Here is an 18,167-nt window from a genome sequence, read left to right on the forward strand (position 1 = left end):
CGCATGGTTGCGGAATTCCGGGCACACACCGGCAGACGGCCGACAGACTGCGCACCCGGCTCCGCATACGTTAACGACAATCGTTTTCATTGTCATCTACGCGCCGGGTACCCACACCTTTCCGCCGATTTGCGTGGGCCCGGCGAGCGCGGTTGATTGGAATGAGGTACGTGCGTGGCCCGGCGGGAGCCGGGGTGGGCACCGTGCGTGGTCCTCGATGTGGGGTGAGTCCCGTGCTGTTCGCCGACCGTCCCGACGCGGGCCGGCGGCTCGCCGAATCCCTCCGGCCCCTCGCGCAGAGCGATCCCGTCGTGCTGGGCCTCCCCCGCGGCGGCGTGCCCGTCGCCTACCGCGTCGCACAGGAGCTCGGGGCCCCGCTCGACGTCATCGTCGTCCGCAAGCTGGGCGTCCCCCACCACCCGGAACTCGGCTTCGGGGCCATCGGGGAGGGCGGGGTCCGGATCATCAGCGAGGACATCGTGCGCCGGGCCGGCGTGTCGGACTCCGACATCGCGGCCGTCCAGGAAGCCGAGGAGGCCGAACTTCGGCGCCGGGCACGGGAGTTCCGGGGCGACCGGCCGCGCGTGCCGCTCGACGGGCGCACCGTGGTCCTCGTGGACGACGGGATCGCCACCGGTGCGACCGCGCTCGCCGCCTGCGCGGTCGCCCGGGCGCAGGGCGCCGCGCACGTGGTGCTGGCCGTGCCGGTCGCGCCGCCGTCCGCCGCGGCCCGGCTGCGGAAGGAGGCGGACGAGCTGGTCTGTCTGTCCTCGCCGGCCGGGTTCTCTGCGGTGGGCGAGTGGTACCGGGACTTCGGCCAGACGCCGGACGAGGAGGTCGTCGCGCTCCTCGACCGGGCCGCGCGGCGGACGGGGACCCGGCTGACCAGCGACGTCCTGGTGGAGGCCGCCGGGGTCGACCTGCCGGGGACCCTCACCCCGGCCGGGGAGGCCGGGGCGCTCGTGCTGTTCGCGCACGGCTCCGGGAGCAGCCGGCACAGCCCGCGCAACCGGTCGGTCGCGGCGGCGCTGAACCGGGCCGGCCTCGGCACGCTGCTGTTCGACCTGCTCACCGCGGACGAGGAGGCGGAGGGCGGCCATGTCTTCGACGTCTCGGCCCTCGCCGGCCGCCTGGTGGACGCCACGGCCTGGGTGCGGGGCCATGCGCCCGGGCCCCTCGGCGTGTTCGGTGCCAGCACGGGCGCGGCCGCCGCGCTCCAGGCCGCGGCCGTCCTGGGCGCGGACCGGGACACCGGTATCGGCGCGGTCGTCTCGCGGGGCGGCCGTCCGGATCTGGCGGGGGCCCGCCTGGGCGAGGTCCGCTCCCCCACACTGCTGCTCGTGGGGGGCCGGGACACCGAGGTGCTGGACCTGAACCGCCGGGCCCAGGCGGAGCTGCGCTGCGAGAACCGGCTCGACGTCGTCCCGGGCGCGACACACCTCTTCGAGGAACCGGGCACGCTGGACGATGTCGCCGAGCGGGCCCGCGCGTGGTTCCTGGACCATCTGTCCGGCGCGGGGAGCTGACCGTACGCCCGTCGTCGCGACGCGGGCGGCACCCGCTGCCTCTCACCGGTGCATGGACGCGCCCTTGAGGATCTTGTCCACCGCGCCGCGTGGACCGTGCACCGCGATCCCGACCAGGTCCAGCGCGTCCCGGTGCACCGCCCGTACAGCGGCACGGTTGTCCCGGTCGTTGCCCGTCGCGAAGAGGTCCGAGGTGAACACGGACAGCGCGACGCCGCGGCCGACGGCACGCGCGTGGGCGGTGGTCAGCGTCTCCTTCGTACCCTCGAAGACCATGACCGGCTGGCGGAACATCGGCAGGTACGGCGTGTCGTCGGCGTCGGTGTAGGGCTCGCCGATCAGCTCCGGGGCTGCCGTGGAGAGACCGCTGACCAGGAAGGCGGTGACGTTCAGCCGCTGCCAGGTCTCCAGGTCGTTCCTGAGCAGCACGGCGATCTTGGTGTCGAAGCGGACGGGTGCGGGAGCGGCGGTCTCAGCAGTCATGGCTCCGAGCCTGCCGGGACGCCCGGGGCCCGGTCTTGTACGAACTTTGCACGTCGGAGCGGGGCGACCGCTCGGCGTACGATCGGCTCATGGCCGCAGCACGTCCCGAGATCACCGCGTGGTCACCGCCCGTGGAGGGGATCGCCGAGGTCTTCCACGCGCGTTTCACCGACCACGCCTATCCCATGCACACGCACGACGCCTGGACGCTGCTCGTGGTGGACGAGGGAATGGTGCGCTACGACCTGGACCGCCACGAGCACGGTGTGCTCACCCACACGGTGACGCTGCTCCCGCCGCACGTCCCGCACAACGGCGCGGCGGCCACCCCCGAGGGCTTCCGGAAACGCGTCCTGTATCTGGACACCGGCCAGGTGGACGAGCGGCTGATCGGCCGGGCCGTGGACCGGCCGGTGCTGCACGACCCGGCGCTGCGCGGCCGTATCGACAGCCTCCACCGCACGCTTGCGAGCCCGGGTGACGAGCTGGAGGCGGCGAGCCGGCTCGCCCTGGTCGCGGAACGGCTCGAACAGCACCTGGGCGACCGGGTCGGCCCCGCCCCGTACGTTCGGGACAGCAAACTGGCGCACCGGCTGCGTGAGCTGCTCGACGCGACCTACGTCGAGGGCATCACGCTCCAGGAGGCGGGCGCGCGGTTGCACGCCCATCATGCCCATCTGGTACGGGCGTTCAGCCGAGAGTTCGGCATGGCGCCGCACCAGTACGTCACGGGAAGGCGGGTCGATCTGGCGCGCCGGCTGCTGCTGCGCGGAATCCCGGCGTCGGCGGTGGCCGCTTCGGCGGGTTTCTACGACCAGTCGCACCTGACCCGCCACTTCAAGCGGATCGTGGGTACGGGCCCGGGGCACTACGCGCGGCGTTCGAGCACTCCGCGGACGAAGGCGGCCTGACCCGCGTGCTGGAGGTCGTCCGACAGGACGCTGACCAGCCGCACCCCGAGGGTGACGGGCGGGTCCCACGCCTCGTCCACCACACGGCCCAGCGCGTGGCCGTCCAGGCCGCGGAGGTAGGCGAGCGTGTTCTCGTGGACGGCGTCGTAGTAGCCGAGGAGCAGATCGGCCGAGCCCACGCGGACGGCCGCGACCTCCTTGCTGCTCTGCCCGTAGCCGGTGGCGTCGGCGGGGAGCGGCAGGTCGAAGCGGCCGGCCCAGCCCTGGGCGGTCCAGAGCTGTTCGGTGCCGGCCGCGTCCGCGATGTGGTCGTCCTGGACGCGGGTCAGGTGCCAGACGAGCCAGGCGATCGAGTTGGCGTCGTCGTCGAGCCGTGCGTGCAGGGCGTCGAGGTCCAGGCCCTCCACGGCCGCGTGCACGGTCTCCTGGATGCGGGTGTATCCATCGGTCAGGATGTCGGTGACGTTCATGCGTTCAACCATGGCCGTTCCCCTTCCCCCGCGCGGCCACCGACACGCACGGGGGTGGGCACCGGCGGGGAGGCCCCCGCCGGTGGTCGCCCGGCCGTCAGCTGTAGATGCCGAACTCCCAGAGGGAGTAGCCCCACGCCGTGCCCCGCTGGGTGAGGTTGAGCTTCACGTAACGGGCGGTCTGCGCGATGTCGAGGTCGTCGGCGTCCCCGTCACCGGTGGTCGTGGTGTACACCGACCGCCAGGAGCTGCCGTCGTCCGAGACCAGCACCTCGTAGGACTTGGCGTACGCCGGGTCCCACACCAGCTGGAGGTGGCGGAAGGACTTCCGCTCGCCCAGGTCGACCTGGATGGACTGCGGGTCGCTCCAGTCGCTGGCCCACCGGGTGTCCAGCCGTCCGTCGGTCGCCATCCCCGCGGTGCAGGGGCAGCCGCTGCTGCCGGCCTGGGCGGAACTGGCGGTGGCGGGGCGGCCGAGCGCGATGTTGGTGCCGCTGACCGGAGGCACCACGACCTTCACCGACTTGGTCTCGATGCCGGCGTTGCCGTGGCCGTCCTCGGCCTGGATGTACACCTTCCACACCCCGAGCCGCGCGGGCGCGGTGACCGCGAAGGTGCCGTCGCCGGTGGACCGCCAGGCGGCCTCCACCAGGGCCTTGTCGCCGGTCGCGTAGTTGCCGCTGAGGTAGATCTTGTACGTGATGGGGTCGTTGTCCGGGTCGCGGACGTCCGCCCGTACGGTGAACTCCTTGCCCGCGGGGGCGCCACCGGCGTTCTGGACCGTCATGTCGCTGATGACGGGCGGGGTGTTGTCACCGGCGGTGGAGCCGCTGTACGCCTTCTTCAGGGCGTAGTACGAGAGCCGCTTCTTGCCGTCCGGCACCACGTTGAACCAGACGCCGCCGAAGTCGTGCTCGGTGCCGTAGTGGAAGAAGGTGGCGCCCAGCGCGACACCCTGGTGGGCGGTGACGCAGTTCCACGCCTTGGTGTAGCCCTCGGCCTTCTGCACGTCGGTGGGCTCGTCCGGGACCCCGTTGGCGTCGTCGGGGACCTCCCACTCACCGGCCGGGCCGCCCTCGGTGATGATGTAGGGCTTGGTGTAACCGCCGGCCTCCCAGGTGTTGCGCACGGCGCAGATGTCGCCGTACGAGTTGACCGAGTAGAGGTCCAGGTCGGGGGCGTTGCGCTGGTAGTAGGGCCAGGCACCGGTCCAGGCGTCGGTGGACGTCACGGGGTGGTCGGGGTCGATGGTGTGGATCTTCTTCGCGACGTCGTTGACGAAGGTGGTGTAGGCGTTGCGCTGCTTCTCCAGCTCGTCACCGCTGTAGCAGTTCTGCAGCCCGAGCACCGACTCGTTGCCGACGTTCCACATGAGCACACCGGGGTGGCTCTTGTAGGTGTCCACCCACTTGGCGAACTCGGTGAGCGACGAGGACTTGTAGGCGTCGTCGGTCAGGTAGTTGACGCAGCCGCCGCTGCCGGGGCCGCCGCCGGGCTGCAGCCAGAAGCCGCTGATCACACGGATTCCGTTCGCCGCCGCCGCGTCGAGCAGCGGCTTGGAGGTGCCGTCGGTGCCCCAGGTCCGGATGGTGTTGACGCCCATGGACTTCAGGTCGGGCATGTAGCGCGCCGCGTCGTTGACGGACGGGCCCCAGGTCAGTCCCTTGACCTGGTAGGGCTTGCCGCCGACGGTGAGCTGCCAGTTGCCCTGCGCACCGGTGACGCGGACGGCCCCGCCGGTGCCGGGGTCCGGGTTCGTTGAGCCGGTGGTGCCGTACACCTGGAACTCCCACAGGGAGTAGCCGTAGCCGCCGGCGCGGGCGGTGCCGTGCATCCTGACGTAGCGCCCGGAACCGCTGACCGCGAGGTCGTCGGTGCCGCCGTCGCCGTTGGTGACGGTCTTCAGGGTGCGCCAGTCGGAGCCGTTGTCGGACGCCTGGATCTCGTACGCCTTGCCGTAGGCGGACTCCCAGGTCAGGACGACCCTGCTGAGGTCGGCGGTGGCACCCAGGTCCACCTGGAGCCACTGGGGGTCGCTCCACTCGCTGGCCCAGCGGGTGCCGGTGAGGTTGCCGTCCACGGCGGCCGAGGCCGCGTAGCCGGCGCCCTCGGACGAGGAAGCGGTGGCGGTCTTCCCCTGCGACAGCAGGGATTCCGCGGCCCGGGCGCCGGGCGCGGTCAGCATGACCAGCGACGAGGCGACGAGGGCGAGAAGGGTGATCAGCAGCGTGCCCGCGGGGGGTCTCGCGGGCAGGGCTGAACCGGCTCTGTGCACATTCTCTCCTGGCGGAAGAGTGCGGGACGGGGCCCCGCTACGGGTTGGGAGAGCGCTCTCCCAGGAGAGTGACGTGTACTCGTCCAGCTGTCAACGATCAGGACACGCCGGGTTCACGGCAATGTGCGGGAAGGGTTACGGAACGAGGTTCCGCCCGGTCTCGGCGGGGTGCTCCGGACGGCTGCCGACCCCCGCGGCCCGCGCCGCGGCGTGCAGCGAGCGCAGGGCCAGCAGGAGGAACCCGATGTCATCGAGGTAGACCGGGTCCGGCAGCAGGTCGACCGGCGACACGGTGTACAGCACCGCCGCCCAGACCAGCGCCTTGTTGTGCAGCGGGACACCCGCGTCCACCAGCAGTTTCCTGGCCTTCAGGACGCGCACCAGGAGGACGCCGACGGCGGCCAGCATGAGCAGCACGAGGGCCGCGCCGACGATGATCCAAGCCTTGGTGTCCATGCTTCATCCTGCCTCATCCGGAGCGGCGCGTCCGGTGCCGGGTGCGCCGCTTCAGGGCGCGCCGCTCGTTCTCCCCGAGTCCGCCCCACACCCCGGCGTCCTGGTTGTTCTCCAGGGCCCACCGCAGGCATTCCTCCTGAACGGGGCAGCGTCGGCACACCGCCTTGGCCTCCTCGGCCTGGACGAGCGCCGGGCCGGTGCTTCCGATGGGGAAGAACAGATCCGGGTCCTCGTCGCGGCAGGCCGCGTGCATGCGCCAGTTCTCCATGGACTCTCACTCCTGACGGTCGTGTGCGTCGCGTTTGCCTCGGTACGCTGCGAGTGACCGGCATTTCGCCCCCGAAACCCCGGCGCCCCTTCCTTCGCTTCCTCTTCACGTACCGCGAAGCTGCGGGGGCGGCGGCTGAGGGGCGATCATGGGAGACGGCGGGCCTGCGTCGGGCACGGTGACGGCTGGGAAGGATCGTCCGTGGGCGGCACTGATGACATGCGGATCGGCTGGGGCGAGGCCCGCCGGGCGGGCGCGCGCCGGGCGTCCGAGAGCGGTCTGCTCGACGTCCTCGGAGTCGCCGCGCTCGTCCTGGACACCCAGGGCCGCATCGTCCTGTGGAGCCCGCAGGCCGAACGGCTGCTGGGGTACTCCGCCGACGAGGCGCTGGGCGAGTACGCCGCCCGGGTGCTGGTCGACGAGGAGCACTTGGAGCTGGTGCTGCGCCTGTTCGGCGAGGTGATGAGCAGCGGCGAGGCGTGGGCCGGGATCTTCCCCGTGCGGCACAAGGACGGCACGACCCGACTGCTGGAATTCCGCAACATGCGGCTGCAGGACGACCGGGGTGACTTCTACGCGCTGGGGCTGGCGGCCGACGGGGACGTGCTGCGCCGGCTGGAGCGGGATCTCGCGCTGTCGGTGGGCCTGGTCGACCAGTCGCCGATCGGCCTCGCGGTGCTGGGCCCGGACCTGCGCTTCATGTCCGCTAACCCCGCGCTGGAACGGATGGACGGCACGAGCGCCGCCGGGCACGTGGGGCGGCCGATGAGGGAGGCACTGTCGTTCCTGGCCCCGGACGGCCTGGAGGCGGCCGCGCGGGAGGTCCTGGAAAGCGGTGTCCCGCAGGTCTCGCGCCAGCTGGCCGGCCGCTCCCCCGCCGCCCCGGACAGCGACCGCGCCTGGTCGGTTTCGCTGTACCGGCTGGACGACTCCGCGGGGCGGGTGCTGGGCATCGCCCTGTCGCTGATCGACGTCACCGACCGGTACCGCGCGGCGGCCGAGGCGGAGCGGGCCCGGCAGCACCTCGCGCTGATCGCCGACGCCTCGGTGCGCATCGGCACCACGCTCGACCTGGAGCAGACGGCCCTGGAACTGGCCGAGGTCACCGTGCCGCAGCTCGCCGACGTCGCCGCGGTGGACGTGCTGGACAGCGTCCTGAAGGGGCGGCCCGGTCCGGCGGACGGCCCGCTCCTGATCCAGGCCCTCGCCGTGGTCTCCGCCCGGCCGTCCCCGGTGGTGGAGGCCGCGGACCCACCGGGCCGGGCCGCCCAGTACGGCCCCGACCGCCTGGTCACGCGGTGCGTGCGGACGGCCCGGCCGGTGCGGGTGCCCCGTCTCGACGCGACATCGCTGGCGCGGGTGGCCCGCGACGAGCGGTCGGCCGCCCTGCTGGCCGAGGCCGGTGCGCACTCCTACCTGGCGGTGCCGCTGATCGCGCGGGGGGAGGTGCTGGGGGCGATCGACCTGATCCGGACGGACAACCCGCTGCCGTTCACGGCGGAGGACGAGGCGCTGGCCGCCGAGCTGGCGACCCGGGCCGCGGTCGGCATCGACAACGCCCGGCTCTACCGCCAGCAGCAGGAGACCGCGCTCACCCTGCAGCGCAGCATGCTGCCGCGCAACCATCACGACCCGGTGGGCCTGGAAGTGGTGTCCCGCTACCGGCCGGCCGCCTCGCGGTACGAGGTCGGCGGTGACTGGTTCGACGTGATCGGGCTGCGCGATGGCGGGACGGCCCTGGTGGTGGGCGATGTGATGGGCAGCGGGATCAACGCGGCGACGACGATGGGCCGGCTGCGCACCGCCACCCAGACCCTGTCCCGGCTCTCCCTGGAGCCCGCCGAGGTGCTGGGCCACCTGGACGAGATCACCGCGGGACTGGACCCGTGGTTCGCCACGTGTGTGTACGCCGCTTACGATCCGGGCGCCGGGCGGTGCCGGGTGTCCACGGCCGGGCATCTGCCGCCGGTGCTGATCCCGGACGGCGGTGAGCCGGTGCTGCTGGACCTTCCGGCCGGGGTGCCGCTGGGGGTGGGCGGGGTGCCATTCAGCGATGTCACGGTCCCGCTCGGCCCGGGCGACCGGCTGGTCCTCTACACGGACGGCCTGGTGGAGACCCGGGACGACGACATCGACAGCCGCCTGGCGACGCTGCTGGGGCTGTTGCGGACTCCGGACGCGTCGCTCGACGCGACGTGCGACCGGCTGCTGCGCGAGCTGCGGGACCCGGACGGCCACGACGACGTGGCGCTGCTGATGGCCCGGGTCCACGCGTGACGGCGGCGTGGGCTCAGTGCGAGCACCGACGCCGGGTGCGGCACTTCGCGGCGCATCGCGCGCGCCGGCCGCCCGCGCCCAGGAAGCCGAGGCCGATGCCCAGCATCCAGGAGTCCTTGGCGAGCGCGATCCCGTCCTGCGTCGGCCGCAGGCTGCCGGGCTCCCGCATGCCGGGCGTCCGCAGATAGAGGCCGAAGAGGCCGCCGGAGAACCCAGTGAGGGCGAGTCCGGCGAGCCGGGTCGGCACGAACGGGGTCAGCAGCGTGGCACCCACCGCGATCTCGGACCAGGCGAGCATCCGGGTGAATTGGGCGGGTTCCAGCTTGCCGAGGAACGGATAGGCGTTGCTGGCCATACCGTGCAGCCCCTGGGCGGTCCCCTCGTCGGCCTTGAGCTTGCCGAGGCCGGAGTTGAGGATGAACGCGCCGGTGGCGATGCGCGGCGGGATGTCGCGCGGTTCGGGCAACAGCATCATGGCGTGAGCCTCCATGGAACAGGTCGTCGGCCCCCGGTCGAGCCTAGCCAGCCGGTCTCCCGGGCGCGCGTCGAGCGGCCGGGCGGTGGGCGATACTGAACGCGGCGGGAACACGAAAGGGGGCTCAGTGGTCCAACAAGAAGCGGTGTACGACGTCGTGGTGGTCGGAGGCAGCGGGGTGGACACGATCGTCCGCGTCGACGCCCTGCCGGTCCCGCTCGCCGACTCGGTCATGGTCGGCCCGATCCAGGAGTGGCCCGGCCAGACCGGCGGCAATGTGGCGCTCGGCGTCCGTGCGCTGGGGCTCGACGTGGCGTTCCTCGACTGCATCGGGGACGACGCGACCGGCGCACAGGTGCGCGAGCGCCTGGCGAAGGGCGATGTGGAGTTCCACGCGGCGATCTCCGCGGCCGGGACCCGCCGCGCGGTGAACCTGGTGGACGCGACGGGCCGGCGGATGTCGTTCTACGACGCCCGGGACCCGGAGGACCTGCGGATGCCGCGGGATTTCTATCTGCCCCACCTGCGCCGGGCCCGCCATGTCCATCTGTCGATCACGAACTTCACCCGGTTCCTGTACGACGACATCGAGGCGCTGGGGGTGCCGGTCTCCACGGATCTGCACGACTGGGACGGACTCGCCGACCATCAGCGGGAGTTCGCGCTCCGGTCGGACCTGGTCTTCTTCAGCGCGGCGGCGACCGGCGAGCGCGCGCCCGAGCTGATGAGGGAGATCCTGCGCGAGGGCCGGGCCGGGGCCGTGGTGGCCACGGCGGGCGCCGGGGGTGCGTATGTCCTCACGCGCGACGGCGCGGACGAGCCGGTGCACATTCCGGCGGTGTCGCCTCCCGCGCCGGTGGTCGACTCCAACGGGGCGGGCGACGCGTTCGTCACCGGTTTCCTGTACGGCAGGCTGGACGGGCGTGAACCCGCCGAGTGCGCCCGGCTGGGTGCGGTGGCGGGTGCCTTCGCGTGTACGGCTCCGGGCTCGACGGCCATGATCGGCCGGGCGGAGCTGCTGGGCGAGTGACGGCGTGCGGGTGCCCCGGCGACGGGGCACCCGCACGTACGGCTACTTGAGGTAGGGGCCCGCGGTGCCGATCTTTCCGGGGCCGTTCAGCACGTACACGCGCATGTTGCCCTTGCCCGGGGCGTCGACGGTGAGCTTTCCGTCGGTGACGACCCGGGTGTCGCCGGTGACGGCGTCCTTGTAGGTGCCGTTCGGGATGCCGGTGTACGAGGCGCCGCCCGTGACGGTGACCAGGGCGAAGCTGTCGGTGGTCCCGCTGGTGTAGCGGCGCTTGTACGCCATCTGGCCGGTGATGCCCTCCGTGGAGTACTGGCCCATCTGGAGGGCGGGTACGGCGCGGCGGATCTCGTTGAGCCGCTGGAGGTGCTTCACCAGGGGCTGGGCGAGGGTGTGGGCGACCTCACCGGAGGCGGAGTCGACCTGCGAGAACTCCGAGGCGGTGACGCTGCCCGCGAGGTGGTCGCCGTAGTAGGCGCGGCCGGTGGTGGCCAGGGGGCAGGTGGGCCCGCAGTCGATCTTCTTGCCGGCCTGGAACTCGATCTCCGATCCGTAGTAGAGGGTCGGGATGCCGCGGAAGGTCCACATCAGCGACATGTTCTCGGCCCAGGCGTCGGTGCCGCCCGCGTAGCGTTCGCTGCTCTTGTTGGGCCCGTAGTCGTGGCTGTCGACGTAGACGACGTTGTAGGTGGCGTCGTTGGTGGAGTCGTCGGAGTCCTTGCCGTTGTTGAACGCGTTGGTGGCGTCACCGAAGTTCATGTGCATGCGCATGTCGATGATGTTCATGCCGGAGAACTGGCTGTGGTCCGGGGTGTGGTAGCTGTTGCCGTCCAGGAACGCGTTGGTGGACGTCGGCTGGTTGCCGGTGCCGAGCTGTTCCTCGTACGTGTACATCTCCAGAGCGGCCTTGGTGTCGTCGGGGTCGTACTCCTTGCGTTCCTTCCAGGTGAAGAACTGCGCCGAGTGGTTGACCGAGCCGCGGTTCCACTTGTCGTTGACGAACGCGCCGACCTCGCCGAAGACGAGGAAGTTCTGCGCGGCCCCGGCGCCGAACTTCTGGGTGACCCGCTCCTGGATGGCGGGCAGGAAGCGCCGGTTCCAGGTGGTGCGCGGGATGTGCACCGCGGTGTCGATGCGGAAGCCGTCCACGCCCATGTCGATGTACTTGTCGTAGGCGCCGATCAGGTAGTTCTGCACCGGTGCGGACTCGGTGTTGAAGTCGGCCAGGTCCTCGTGCAGCCAGCAGGAGCGGGAGTCCTCACCCTCCCAGTTGCCGAGCCAGCAGGCGTGGTAGTACTCCTTCGGGAACATCCCCGACGTGGGGTTGGGCCACTGGCAGTTGTAGATGGTGTAGCCCTCGGCGGACTTGCCTCCGGTGGGCTTGCCCCAGTTGAGGCAGGTGTTGCCCGCGGGTTCGGCGGTGGACCACAGGTCGCCGTTGTAGTAGGACTTGCCGCTCTTGGGTTCGACGGTGAGCCCGTCGTACTCGAAGCCCTCGTTCTTCTCGTCGTAGTACCAGCTCCACTGGGTGTCCCGGACGCCGTAGACGGTGGGCGTGAACAGGCCCTTGGCGCCCCAGCGCGAGGAGTGGTTGTAGACGACGTCCTGGTAGATCTTGATGCCCTTGGCGTGGGCGGCGTTGATGAGGTCCTGGTAGGAGGCCCCGGCGGATTCCAGGCGGGGGTCGACCTTGTAGAAGTCGTAGCCGTGGTAGCCGTGGTAGTCGTAGTCGGAGCGGTTGAGAACGACCGGGGTGATCCAGATCGCGGAGAAGCCGAGCCCCTTGATGTAGTCCAGCTTGTTGACCAGGCCCTTGAAGTCCCCCCGGAACATGGGGTCGTTGTTGGCCGCGTTGCCGGACTTGACGTCCTGGCTGCCGCCGCGGTTGTTGCTCGCGTCGCCGTCGTTGAAGCGGGCGGTGAGGACGAAGTAGATCGGGTCCTTGCGGGGGTCGGTGCCGAGGGGCGTTCCCTGGGCCGCCGCCGGCGGCTTGTCACCGGTGGTCGCCTTCGCGGGCGCGGAGGCGGCGGAGGTGTTGCCCGCCGCGTCGACGGCCTTGACGGTGTAGGTGTACGTGGTGTGCTCCTCCAGGCCCGATTCGGAGAGCACGGTGGAGGTCACATCGGTGACGACGCTGCCCTTGGAGCCGCCCGTGCGGGTGACCTGATACTTCGTCACCTTGGTGTTGTCCGTTGCGGGTTCCCAGCTCAGGACGACGGCGACGCCGTCGGCCTTCGCCGTCACTCCGCTCGGCACGGTGGGTGCCTCGGTGTCGGCGGGTGCAGCGGCACAGGGGTCCGCGGCGTCCTTGGTGACCGCGCGGTCCTTCACGGTGCTGAGGCCGGCGGGGATCGTGTAGTCGCCGCCGTTGTTGTTGTCCCAGACGCCGTTGCCGTTGTTGAAGGCGGCCTTCATCGAGGTGGCGTCGCCGAGGTCGACGGTCTTCTTCACCCAGCCGGTGCAGGCCGGTTCCATACCGACCCCGGGCACGGTGGTCCACGAGCCGCCCGCGGGCTGGTAGTGGAGGTTGGTGGTCGTCCAGCCGACGGTGGCGGTGGAGTAGTACACCGAGGCGGTGTGCGCCTGGTCGGACGGGGTGGGGCTGGGGCCGGGGTCGCCACTGTCCGCGCAGGGGTCGCTGTGGGCGACGACCCCGTCCTTGACGGTGATGCTTCCGCTGCCCAGGTCGTAGTTCCTGCCCCCGTTGTTGTCCCAGACGCCCGAGCCGTTGTTGAAGGTCGCCTGGATGCCCTCGGCGCCGGAGAGCGGGACGGTCTTCTTGACCCAGTCGGCGCAGGCGGCCTCCATGGCCACCCCGGGCACGGTGGTCCACGCACCGCCGTCGGGGGCGTAATGCAGGTTGTAGGCGGCCCAGTTCTTGGTCTTGGTGTAGTAGAAGACGGTGGTCGTCGCGTCGGAGGCCGCGACGGGCCGTGCGTCGAGGCCGGTGTCCGGGAGTGCGGTGAGCAGACCGCACACCGCGGCGGCGGCAGCGGCGGAGGCCAGGGCGCGTCTCAGCAACCGGTGGGCGTTGCGTTTCATGGTGTCTCCAGGGCAGGGCCACGGCGGCGGCGAAGCCGTGGCGTCCGAGGCGCGGGAGATGGGGCCCGCGCCGTCCCGCCGGAGACCCTGACGCGCCTCAAGGTCCGAGCGAGCTTGTAAATCAAGCCGGAATGTTGCTGCAATCGCTTGCAGCACGGAAGTTACCGGCACATGACAAGCTCGTAAAGAGGTCCGGGGCGCGCCTTTCGCGCAGGCCGCCGCCTCCGCTCAGAGCGACACCGTCAACTGCGCCTGCACATGGGCGTACAGCACCTCGGCCATATCGGTCTCACCGTCGCTGAGCAGCCATTGGATCTGCAGTCCGTCCATCAGCGCGATGAGCTGCTGCGCCGCCTCCCGCGGGTCGATGCCCTCGCGCAGCACACCCTTCTCGCGCGCCTCGGCGTACGAGACGGCCGTGGACCGGACGGAACGGCGGTACCGGTCCACGAAGTAGGCGTGGGCCGGATGGTCGGCGGAGGTGGCCTCGGCGGAGAGCACGCAGAACAGCTCGACTATGCCGCGCCGCTCGGCGTTGAGCGCCGCGAGCCCGACCAGCCGGCGCAGCCGGTCGACGCCGGTGGGACGGCCCGCCTCCAGCCACTGGCCGTCCACGGTGTCGCGGTGTTCCAGGACGGCGAGCAGCAGGGATTCCTTGGTCGGGAAGTGGTGCAGCAGGCCGGGATGGGAGATGCCGCAGCGGGTGGCGATCACCCGCAGCGAGGCGCCCCGGTAGCCGACCTCGCCGAACATGGCCATGGCCTGGTCGAGGATCTCCCCGCGTTTGGCCCGGCCCTTCGCGTATCCACGCCGCTCGTCGCCGGTCACTCGGCACGCTCCCCGGTCGTCTCGGCGGGCCCCGCTGCGTATGTTTGCATCCTACTTACTTACCACTAGGTCGGTATTCGGCGTACGGTGGTGCCCGGAGCGCACAGCCTCCGCGTACAGAACGTCGCCGACGTCGTGAAAGGACCTCCCGTGGGCTCCTCCCTGCCCTATCTCGACCCCCGCCTGCCCATCGCGGAGCGCGTCTCCGACCTGCTGGGCCGGATGACGCTGCCCGAGAAGGTCGGCCAGATGCTCCAGCTGAACGGCAAGGACGGGGTGCGGCAGCACATCGAGGAGATGCACGCGGGCTCGATCCTGCACGCCTCGCCCGAACGCGTCCTGGAGGCCGCCGAACTGACCCGGCGCACCCGCCTGGGCATCCCGCTCCTGGTCGCCGAGGACTGCATCCACGGGCACTCGTTCTGGGAGGGCGCCACCATCTTCCCGACGCAGCTCGGGATGGCCGCGAGCTGGGATGCGGAGCTGCTGGAGCGCGTGGCGCGGGCGACCGCGGTCGAGGTGGCCGCGACCGGCGTCCACTGGACCTTCTCACCGGTGCTGTGCATCACCCGGGACCTGCGCTGGGGACGGGTCAGCGAGACGTTCGGCGAGGACCCGCACCTCATCGGCGAACTGGCGTCCGCGATGGTGCGCGGCTACCAGGGCGACGGGCTGGACGACCCGACGGCGATCCTGGCGTGCGCCAAGCACTTCGCGGGCTACTCCGAGACCCAGGGCGGCCGGGACGCGAGCGAGGCGGACATCTCGCGCCGCAAGCTGCGTGCCTGGTTCCTGCCGCCGTTCGAGCGGGTGGCCAGGGAGGGCTGCCGCACGTTCATGCTGGGCTACCAGTCGATGGACGGCGTCCCCGTCACCGTCAACAACTGGCTGCTCAACGAGGTGCTGCGCGGCGAGTGGGGCTACACCGGCACGCTGGTGACCGACTGGGACAACGTCGGGCGCATGGTGTGGGAGCAGAAGGTGTACGCGGACCACACCCAGGCGGCGGCCGCCGCGGTCCGGGCGGGCAACGACATGGTGATGACCACGCCCGACTTCTTCGAGGGCGCGCAGCAGGCCGTGGCGGCCGGACGGCTCGCCGAGGCGGACATCGACGCCGCGGTCGCGCGCATCCTCACGCTCAAGTTCGAGCTGGGCCTCTTCGAGAACCCCCGCCACCCCGACCGGGCGCGGCAGCAGGCGGTCATCGGCAGCGCCGGGCACGCCGAGCTGAACCTCGAGGTCGCCCGCCGCTCGCTGGTCCTGCTGGCCAACGACGGCACCCTGCCCCTGGACGGCGGTTTCGAGGCCGGGGCGGACGGGCGGGCGGTGGCGGAGGCCGGGGCGGCGCCGCGTACGGTCGCGGTGATCGGGCCCAACGCCGACGACGCGCAGACGCAGCTCGGGGACTGGGCGGGCTCGTCCGGTCAGGCGGACTGGCTGCCGGACGGTCATCCGCGCGCCATGATCCGTACCGTCCTCGACGGCTTCCGGGAGCACGTGCCCGCCGGCTGGACCGTCACCCACGCGCGCGGCGCCGACATCCTGACGGTGGGCCCCGACCCGGAGGGGGAGTTCTTCCCCGACGGACAGCCGCGCCCCGAGATCGTCGTCCCGTGCGAGCCCTCCGACGAGCTGATCGCGGAGGCGGTCGCCACCGCCGGGGCCGCCGACCACGTCGTCGCCGTCGTGGGCGACCGCATCGAGCTGGTGGGTGAGGGGCGCTCGACCGCGACCCTGGAGCTGATCGGCGGCCAGATCGCACTGCTGGACGCGCTCGCCGCGACGGGCAAGCCGTTCACCGTGGTCGTCATCGCCTCCAAGCCGCTGGTCCTGCCGCCGTCCGCGTACCGTGCCTCGGCGATCGTGTACGCCTTCAACCCCGGCATGCAGGGCGGCCGGGCGGTGGCCGAGCTGGTCCTCGGCCTCGTGGAGCCGTCCGGCCGGCTGCCCGTGTCCTTCGCGCGCCACGCCGGGCAGCAGCCCACGTACTACAACCAGCTGCGCGGCCAGCACGGCTCGCGGTACGCGGACCTGACGCAGCGGCCCGCGTTCGCCTTCGGCGAGGGCCTGAGCTACACGACCGTCGCCTACTCGGACCTGGAGGTGGTGACCGACGTCCTGGGCGCGGGCGACACGCTGCGGGCGCGCGTCACCGTCAGCAACACCGGCGGGCGCCCCGCGCTGGAGACCGTCCAGGCGTACGTGAGTGACCTGGTGACGTCCGTGACGTGGGCGGAGAAGGAGCTGAAGACCTACCGGCAGGTCCGACTGGCCCCGGGCGAGTCGCGCGAGGTGACGATCGAGCTGCCGGTGGCGGCGTGCGCGCTGGTGGACGCCGAGGGCCGGCGGGTCGTGGAGTCGGGGGCCTTCGAGCTGCTCGTCGGTCCGTCGTCGCGCGACGACGACCTGCTGCGCGCGGGCTTCACCGTCAAGGACTGACGGACCGCGGGAGCGGTCGGGCGGGTGTTCAGGCGCCCGGCCGGCCGCTTCCGCTTCCGCGCAGCCGTTCCAGGTCCGAGGGGCGGACCTGGATGACGAACAGTGCGATCAGCGCGGCGGCGACGGCGAAGGCAGCCGCGGCCAGGAACGAGGTGGAGACGCCCGACGCCAGGACCTGGTCGCCCCAGGGGCTGGGAAGCTGTCCCGTCCTGCGGAACCGGGCGAGCTGCGCCGGTGTCGCCTCGGCCATGAACTTGGGCACCTGGTCGGTCGCCTCGTTGCGGCTGGCCGTACCGAAGACCGTGACCAGGATGGAGAGACCGAGCGATCCGCCGACCTGCTGCGTGGTGTTGAGGATTCCGGAGGCCGCGCCCGACTCGTGGGGCGCGACGCCGGAGAGCGCCATCAGCGTCAGCGAGACGAACTGCAGGCCCATGCCGAGCCCGAACACCAGCACCGGGCCCAGCAGACTGCCCAGGTACGAGCTGTGGACGTCGGTCTGCGTCAGCCAGCCGAGCCCGATCGCGGCGAGGACCGCGCCCGTCACCATGAAGGGCTTGGGCCCGAACCTCGGCAGCAGCTTCGAGGTGAATCCGGCGCCGATCGCGATGATGACGCTGACCGGCAGGAAGGCGAGGCCCGTGCGCAGCGGGCTGAAGCCCAGGATGTTCTGCACGAACAGGGTCAGGAAGAAGAACATCCCGAACATGGCCGCCGCGAGGCACAGCATGATCCCGTAGGTGCCGGCGCGGTTGCGGTCGCGGAACATCCACAGCGGGGTGATGGGCTGCCGGGACCGGCTCTCGATGACGATGAACAGCCCGAGCAGCACCACCGCCGCGGCGAACGCGACCAGGGTCAGGGCGTCGCTCCAGCCCTCCTCGGAGGCCCGGATGAACCCGTACACGAGGCTGACCATGCCCAGCGTCGCCGTGAGGGCGCCGAGCACGTCGAAGTGGCCCGGGTGACGCTCGGACTCCTGGATGTAGCGGCGGGTCGCCAGCACGATGAGCGCGCCGATGGGCACGTTGACGAAGAAGATCCACCGCCAGTCCAGCCACTCGACCAGCACGCCTCCCGCGAGCAGCCCGATGGCGCTGCCCCCCGCCGAGACGGCCGCGAACACCCCGAACGCCCGGTTGCGCGCGGGGCCTTCGTGGAACGTCGTCGTGATGAGGGCGAGCGCGGTCGGCGACGCGATGGCGCCGCCGACACCCTGGAGCGAGCGGGCGGCGAGCAACTGCCAGGATTCCTGGGCGAGTCCGCCGAGCAGGGAGGCGATGACGAAGAGGGCGACGCCGGTCATGAAGACCCGGCGCCGCCCGAGGATGTCACCGATCCGCCCGCCGAGCAGCAGCAGGCCGCCGAAGGTGAGGGTGTAGGCGTTGATCACCCACGACAGGTTCTCGGTGGAGAAGCCGAGGGACGTCTGGATGTGCGGCAGAGCGATGTTCACGATGGTGATGTCGAGGACCACCATCAGCTGGCACGAGCAGATGACCAGCAGGGCTATCGTGCCGCCGCGGTCCCTCCGGGGGGTTGCGGTGGCCTGCGCGGGTGTCGCGTGGGAGCCAGTCATGGGTTCGGTGCGGTTGGGTGAACGAGGTCGTTCACCCAACCGACGGTAGACCTGCGTGAGAGTCGCCGCCAATCGATCTCAGGGGGGCGCCTGCGGCGGGCCTTGTCC

The 18,167-nt window shown here is 71.4% G+C and carries 14 protein-coding genes; 5 read left to right on the forward strand and 9 right to left on the reverse strand.

All coding sequences use genetic code 11. The features are described 5' to 3' along the window. Positions 1–233 precede the first annotated feature (233 nt). Positions 234–1,526, forward strand: a complete 1,293-nt coding sequence (locus tag AB0L33_RS14475; protein WP_365681144.1) for a phosphoribosyltransferase — start codon at positions 234–236, stop codon at positions 1,524–1,526. A gap of 42 nt (positions 1,527–1,568) precedes the next feature. Here the strand turns inward: AB0L33_RS14475 and AB0L33_RS14480 are convergent, their stop codons facing one another. After that, positions 1,569–2,009, reverse strand: a complete 441-nt coding sequence (locus tag AB0L33_RS14480) for a DUF2000 domain-containing protein (protein ID WP_365681146.1) — start codon at positions 2,007–2,009, stop codon at positions 1,569–1,571. 89 nt (positions 2,010–2,098) lie between these two features. On the opposite strand from AB0L33_RS14480, the gene AB0L33_RS14485 reads away from it, so the two are divergent. Further along, on the forward strand, positions 2,099–2,920 hold the full coding sequence (locus AB0L33_RS14485; RefSeq protein ID WP_365681148.1) for an AraC family transcriptional regulator: 822 nt from the start codon (positions 2,099–2,101) through the stop codon (positions 2,918–2,920). Here AB0L33_RS14485 and AB0L33_RS14490 read toward each other — a convergent pair. From AB0L33_RS14490 to AB0L33_RS14505, 4 genes are all read right to left on the reverse strand, one after another. Next, positions 2,878–3,390 carry a DUF664 domain-containing protein gene (locus AB0L33_RS14490; protein ID WP_365681420.1) on the reverse strand — a complete coding sequence of 171 codons (513 nt, stop codon included), beginning with the start codon at positions 3,388–3,390 and terminating at the stop codon, positions 2,878–2,880. The genes AB0L33_RS14485 and AB0L33_RS14490 overlap by 43 nt on opposite strands. A gap of 97 nt (positions 3,391–3,487) precedes the next feature. Beyond that, positions 3,488–5,665, reverse strand: a complete 2,178-nt coding sequence (locus AB0L33_RS14495; RefSeq protein WP_365681150.1) for a discoidin domain-containing protein — start codon at positions 5,663–5,665, stop codon at positions 3,488–3,490. A gap of 135 nt (positions 5,666–5,800) precedes the next feature. Next, positions 5,801–6,121, reverse strand: coding sequence for a YkvA family protein (locus AB0L33_RS14500; RefSeq protein WP_365681152.1), 321 nt, complete (start codon positions 6,119–6,121; stop codon positions 5,801–5,803). A gap of 13 nt (positions 6,122–6,134) precedes the next feature. Next, positions 6,135–6,389, reverse strand: coding sequence for a WhiB family transcriptional regulator (locus tag AB0L33_RS14505; RefSeq protein ID WP_365681154.1), 255 nt, complete (start codon positions 6,387–6,389; stop codon positions 6,135–6,137). A gap of 219 nt (positions 6,390–6,608) precedes the next feature. On the opposite strand from AB0L33_RS14505, the gene AB0L33_RS14510 reads away from it, so the two are divergent. Further along, on the forward strand, positions 6,609–8,666 hold the full coding sequence (locus tag AB0L33_RS14510) for a SpoIIE family protein phosphatase (protein ID WP_365681422.1): 2,058 nt from the start codon (positions 6,609–6,611) through the stop codon (positions 8,664–8,666). Positions 8,667–8,679: 13 nt separating this feature from the next. Here the strand turns inward: AB0L33_RS14510 and AB0L33_RS14515 are convergent, their stop codons facing one another. Beyond that, positions 8,680–9,141, reverse strand: coding sequence for a hypothetical protein (locus tag AB0L33_RS14515; RefSeq protein WP_365681156.1), 462 nt, complete (start codon positions 9,139–9,141; stop codon positions 8,680–8,682). A gap of 127 nt (positions 9,142–9,268) precedes the next feature. Between AB0L33_RS14515 and AB0L33_RS14520 the strand changes: the two genes are divergently transcribed. Next, positions 9,269–10,171 carry a PfkB family carbohydrate kinase gene (locus tag AB0L33_RS14520; protein WP_365681159.1) on the forward strand — a complete coding sequence of 301 codons (903 nt, stop codon included), beginning with the start codon at positions 9,269–9,271 and terminating at the stop codon, positions 10,169–10,171. Between the two features lie 42 nt (positions 10,172–10,213). Here AB0L33_RS14520 and AB0L33_RS14525 read toward each other — a convergent pair whose 3' ends face one another. Next, a complete protein-coding gene (locus AB0L33_RS14525; protein ID WP_365681161.1) occupies positions 10,214–13,210 on the reverse strand; it encodes a carbohydrate binding domain-containing protein in 2,997 nt (998 codons plus the stop codon). Positions 13,211–13,438: 228 nt separating this feature from the next. Then, on the reverse strand, positions 13,439–14,038 hold the full coding sequence (locus AB0L33_RS14530) for a TetR/AcrR family transcriptional regulator (RefSeq protein ID WP_365681163.1): 600 nt from the start codon (positions 14,036–14,038) through the stop codon (positions 13,439–13,441). Positions 14,039–14,188: 150 nt separating this feature from the next. On the opposite strand from AB0L33_RS14530, the gene AB0L33_RS14535 reads away from it, so the two are divergent. Then, complete coding sequence (locus AB0L33_RS14535) at positions 14,189–16,480, forward strand: glycoside hydrolase family 3 N-terminal domain-containing protein (protein ID WP_365681165.1); 2,292 nt, start codon at positions 14,189–14,191, stop codon at positions 16,478–16,480. 28 nt (positions 16,481–16,508) lie between these two features. Here the strand turns inward: AB0L33_RS14535 and AB0L33_RS14540 are convergent, their stop codons facing one another. After that, positions 16,509–18,059 (reverse strand): MFS transporter, encoded by a 1,551-nt coding sequence (locus AB0L33_RS14540; protein WP_365681167.1) that lies wholly within the window; start codon positions 18,057–18,059, stop codon positions 16,509–16,511. Positions 18,060–18,167: the final 108 nt, after the last annotated feature.

This window comes from Streptomyces sp. NPDC052299 (genome assembly GCF_040679335.1).
In the GTDB taxonomy this organism is placed as follows: domain Bacteria; phylum Actinomycetota; class Actinomycetes; order Streptomycetales; family Streptomycetaceae; genus Streptomyces.

Bases quoted from the DNA above. Each gene is read 5' to 3' on its own strand.
- AB0L33_RS14480 (WP_365681146.1), bottom strand. From the start codon at position 2,009: ATGACTGCTGAGACCGCCGCTCCCGCACCCGTCCGCTTCGACACCAAG.
- AB0L33_RS14485 (WP_365681148.1), top strand. From the start codon at position 2,099: ATGGCCGCAGCACGTCCCGAGATCACCGCGTGGTCACCGCCCGTGGAG.
- AB0L33_RS14490 (WP_365681420.1), bottom strand. From the start codon at position 3,390: ATGAACGTCACCGACATCCTGACCGATGGATACACCCGCATCCAGGAG.
- AB0L33_RS14510 (WP_365681422.1), top strand. From the start codon at position 6,609: ATGCGGATCGGCTGGGGCGAGGCCCGCCGGGCGGGCGCGCGCCGGGCG.
- AB0L33_RS14505 (WP_365681154.1), bottom strand. From the start codon at position 6,389: ATGGAGAACTGGCGCATGCACGCGGCCTGCCGCGACGAGGACCCGGAT.
- AB0L33_RS14515 (WP_365681156.1), bottom strand. From the start codon at position 9,141: ATGATGCTGTTGCCCGAACCGCGCGACATCCCGCCGCGCATCGCCACC.
- AB0L33_RS14525 (WP_365681161.1), bottom strand. From the start codon at position 13,210: ATGAAACGCAACGCCCACCGGTTGCTGAGACGCGCCCTGGCCTCCGCC.
- AB0L33_RS14500 (WP_365681152.1), bottom strand. From the start codon at position 6,121: ATGGACACCAAGGCTTGGATCATCGTCGGCGCGGCCCTCGTGCTGCTC.
- AB0L33_RS14540 (WP_365681167.1), bottom strand. From the start codon at position 18,059: ATGACTGGCTCCCACGCGACACCCGCGCAGGCCACCGCAACCCCCCGG.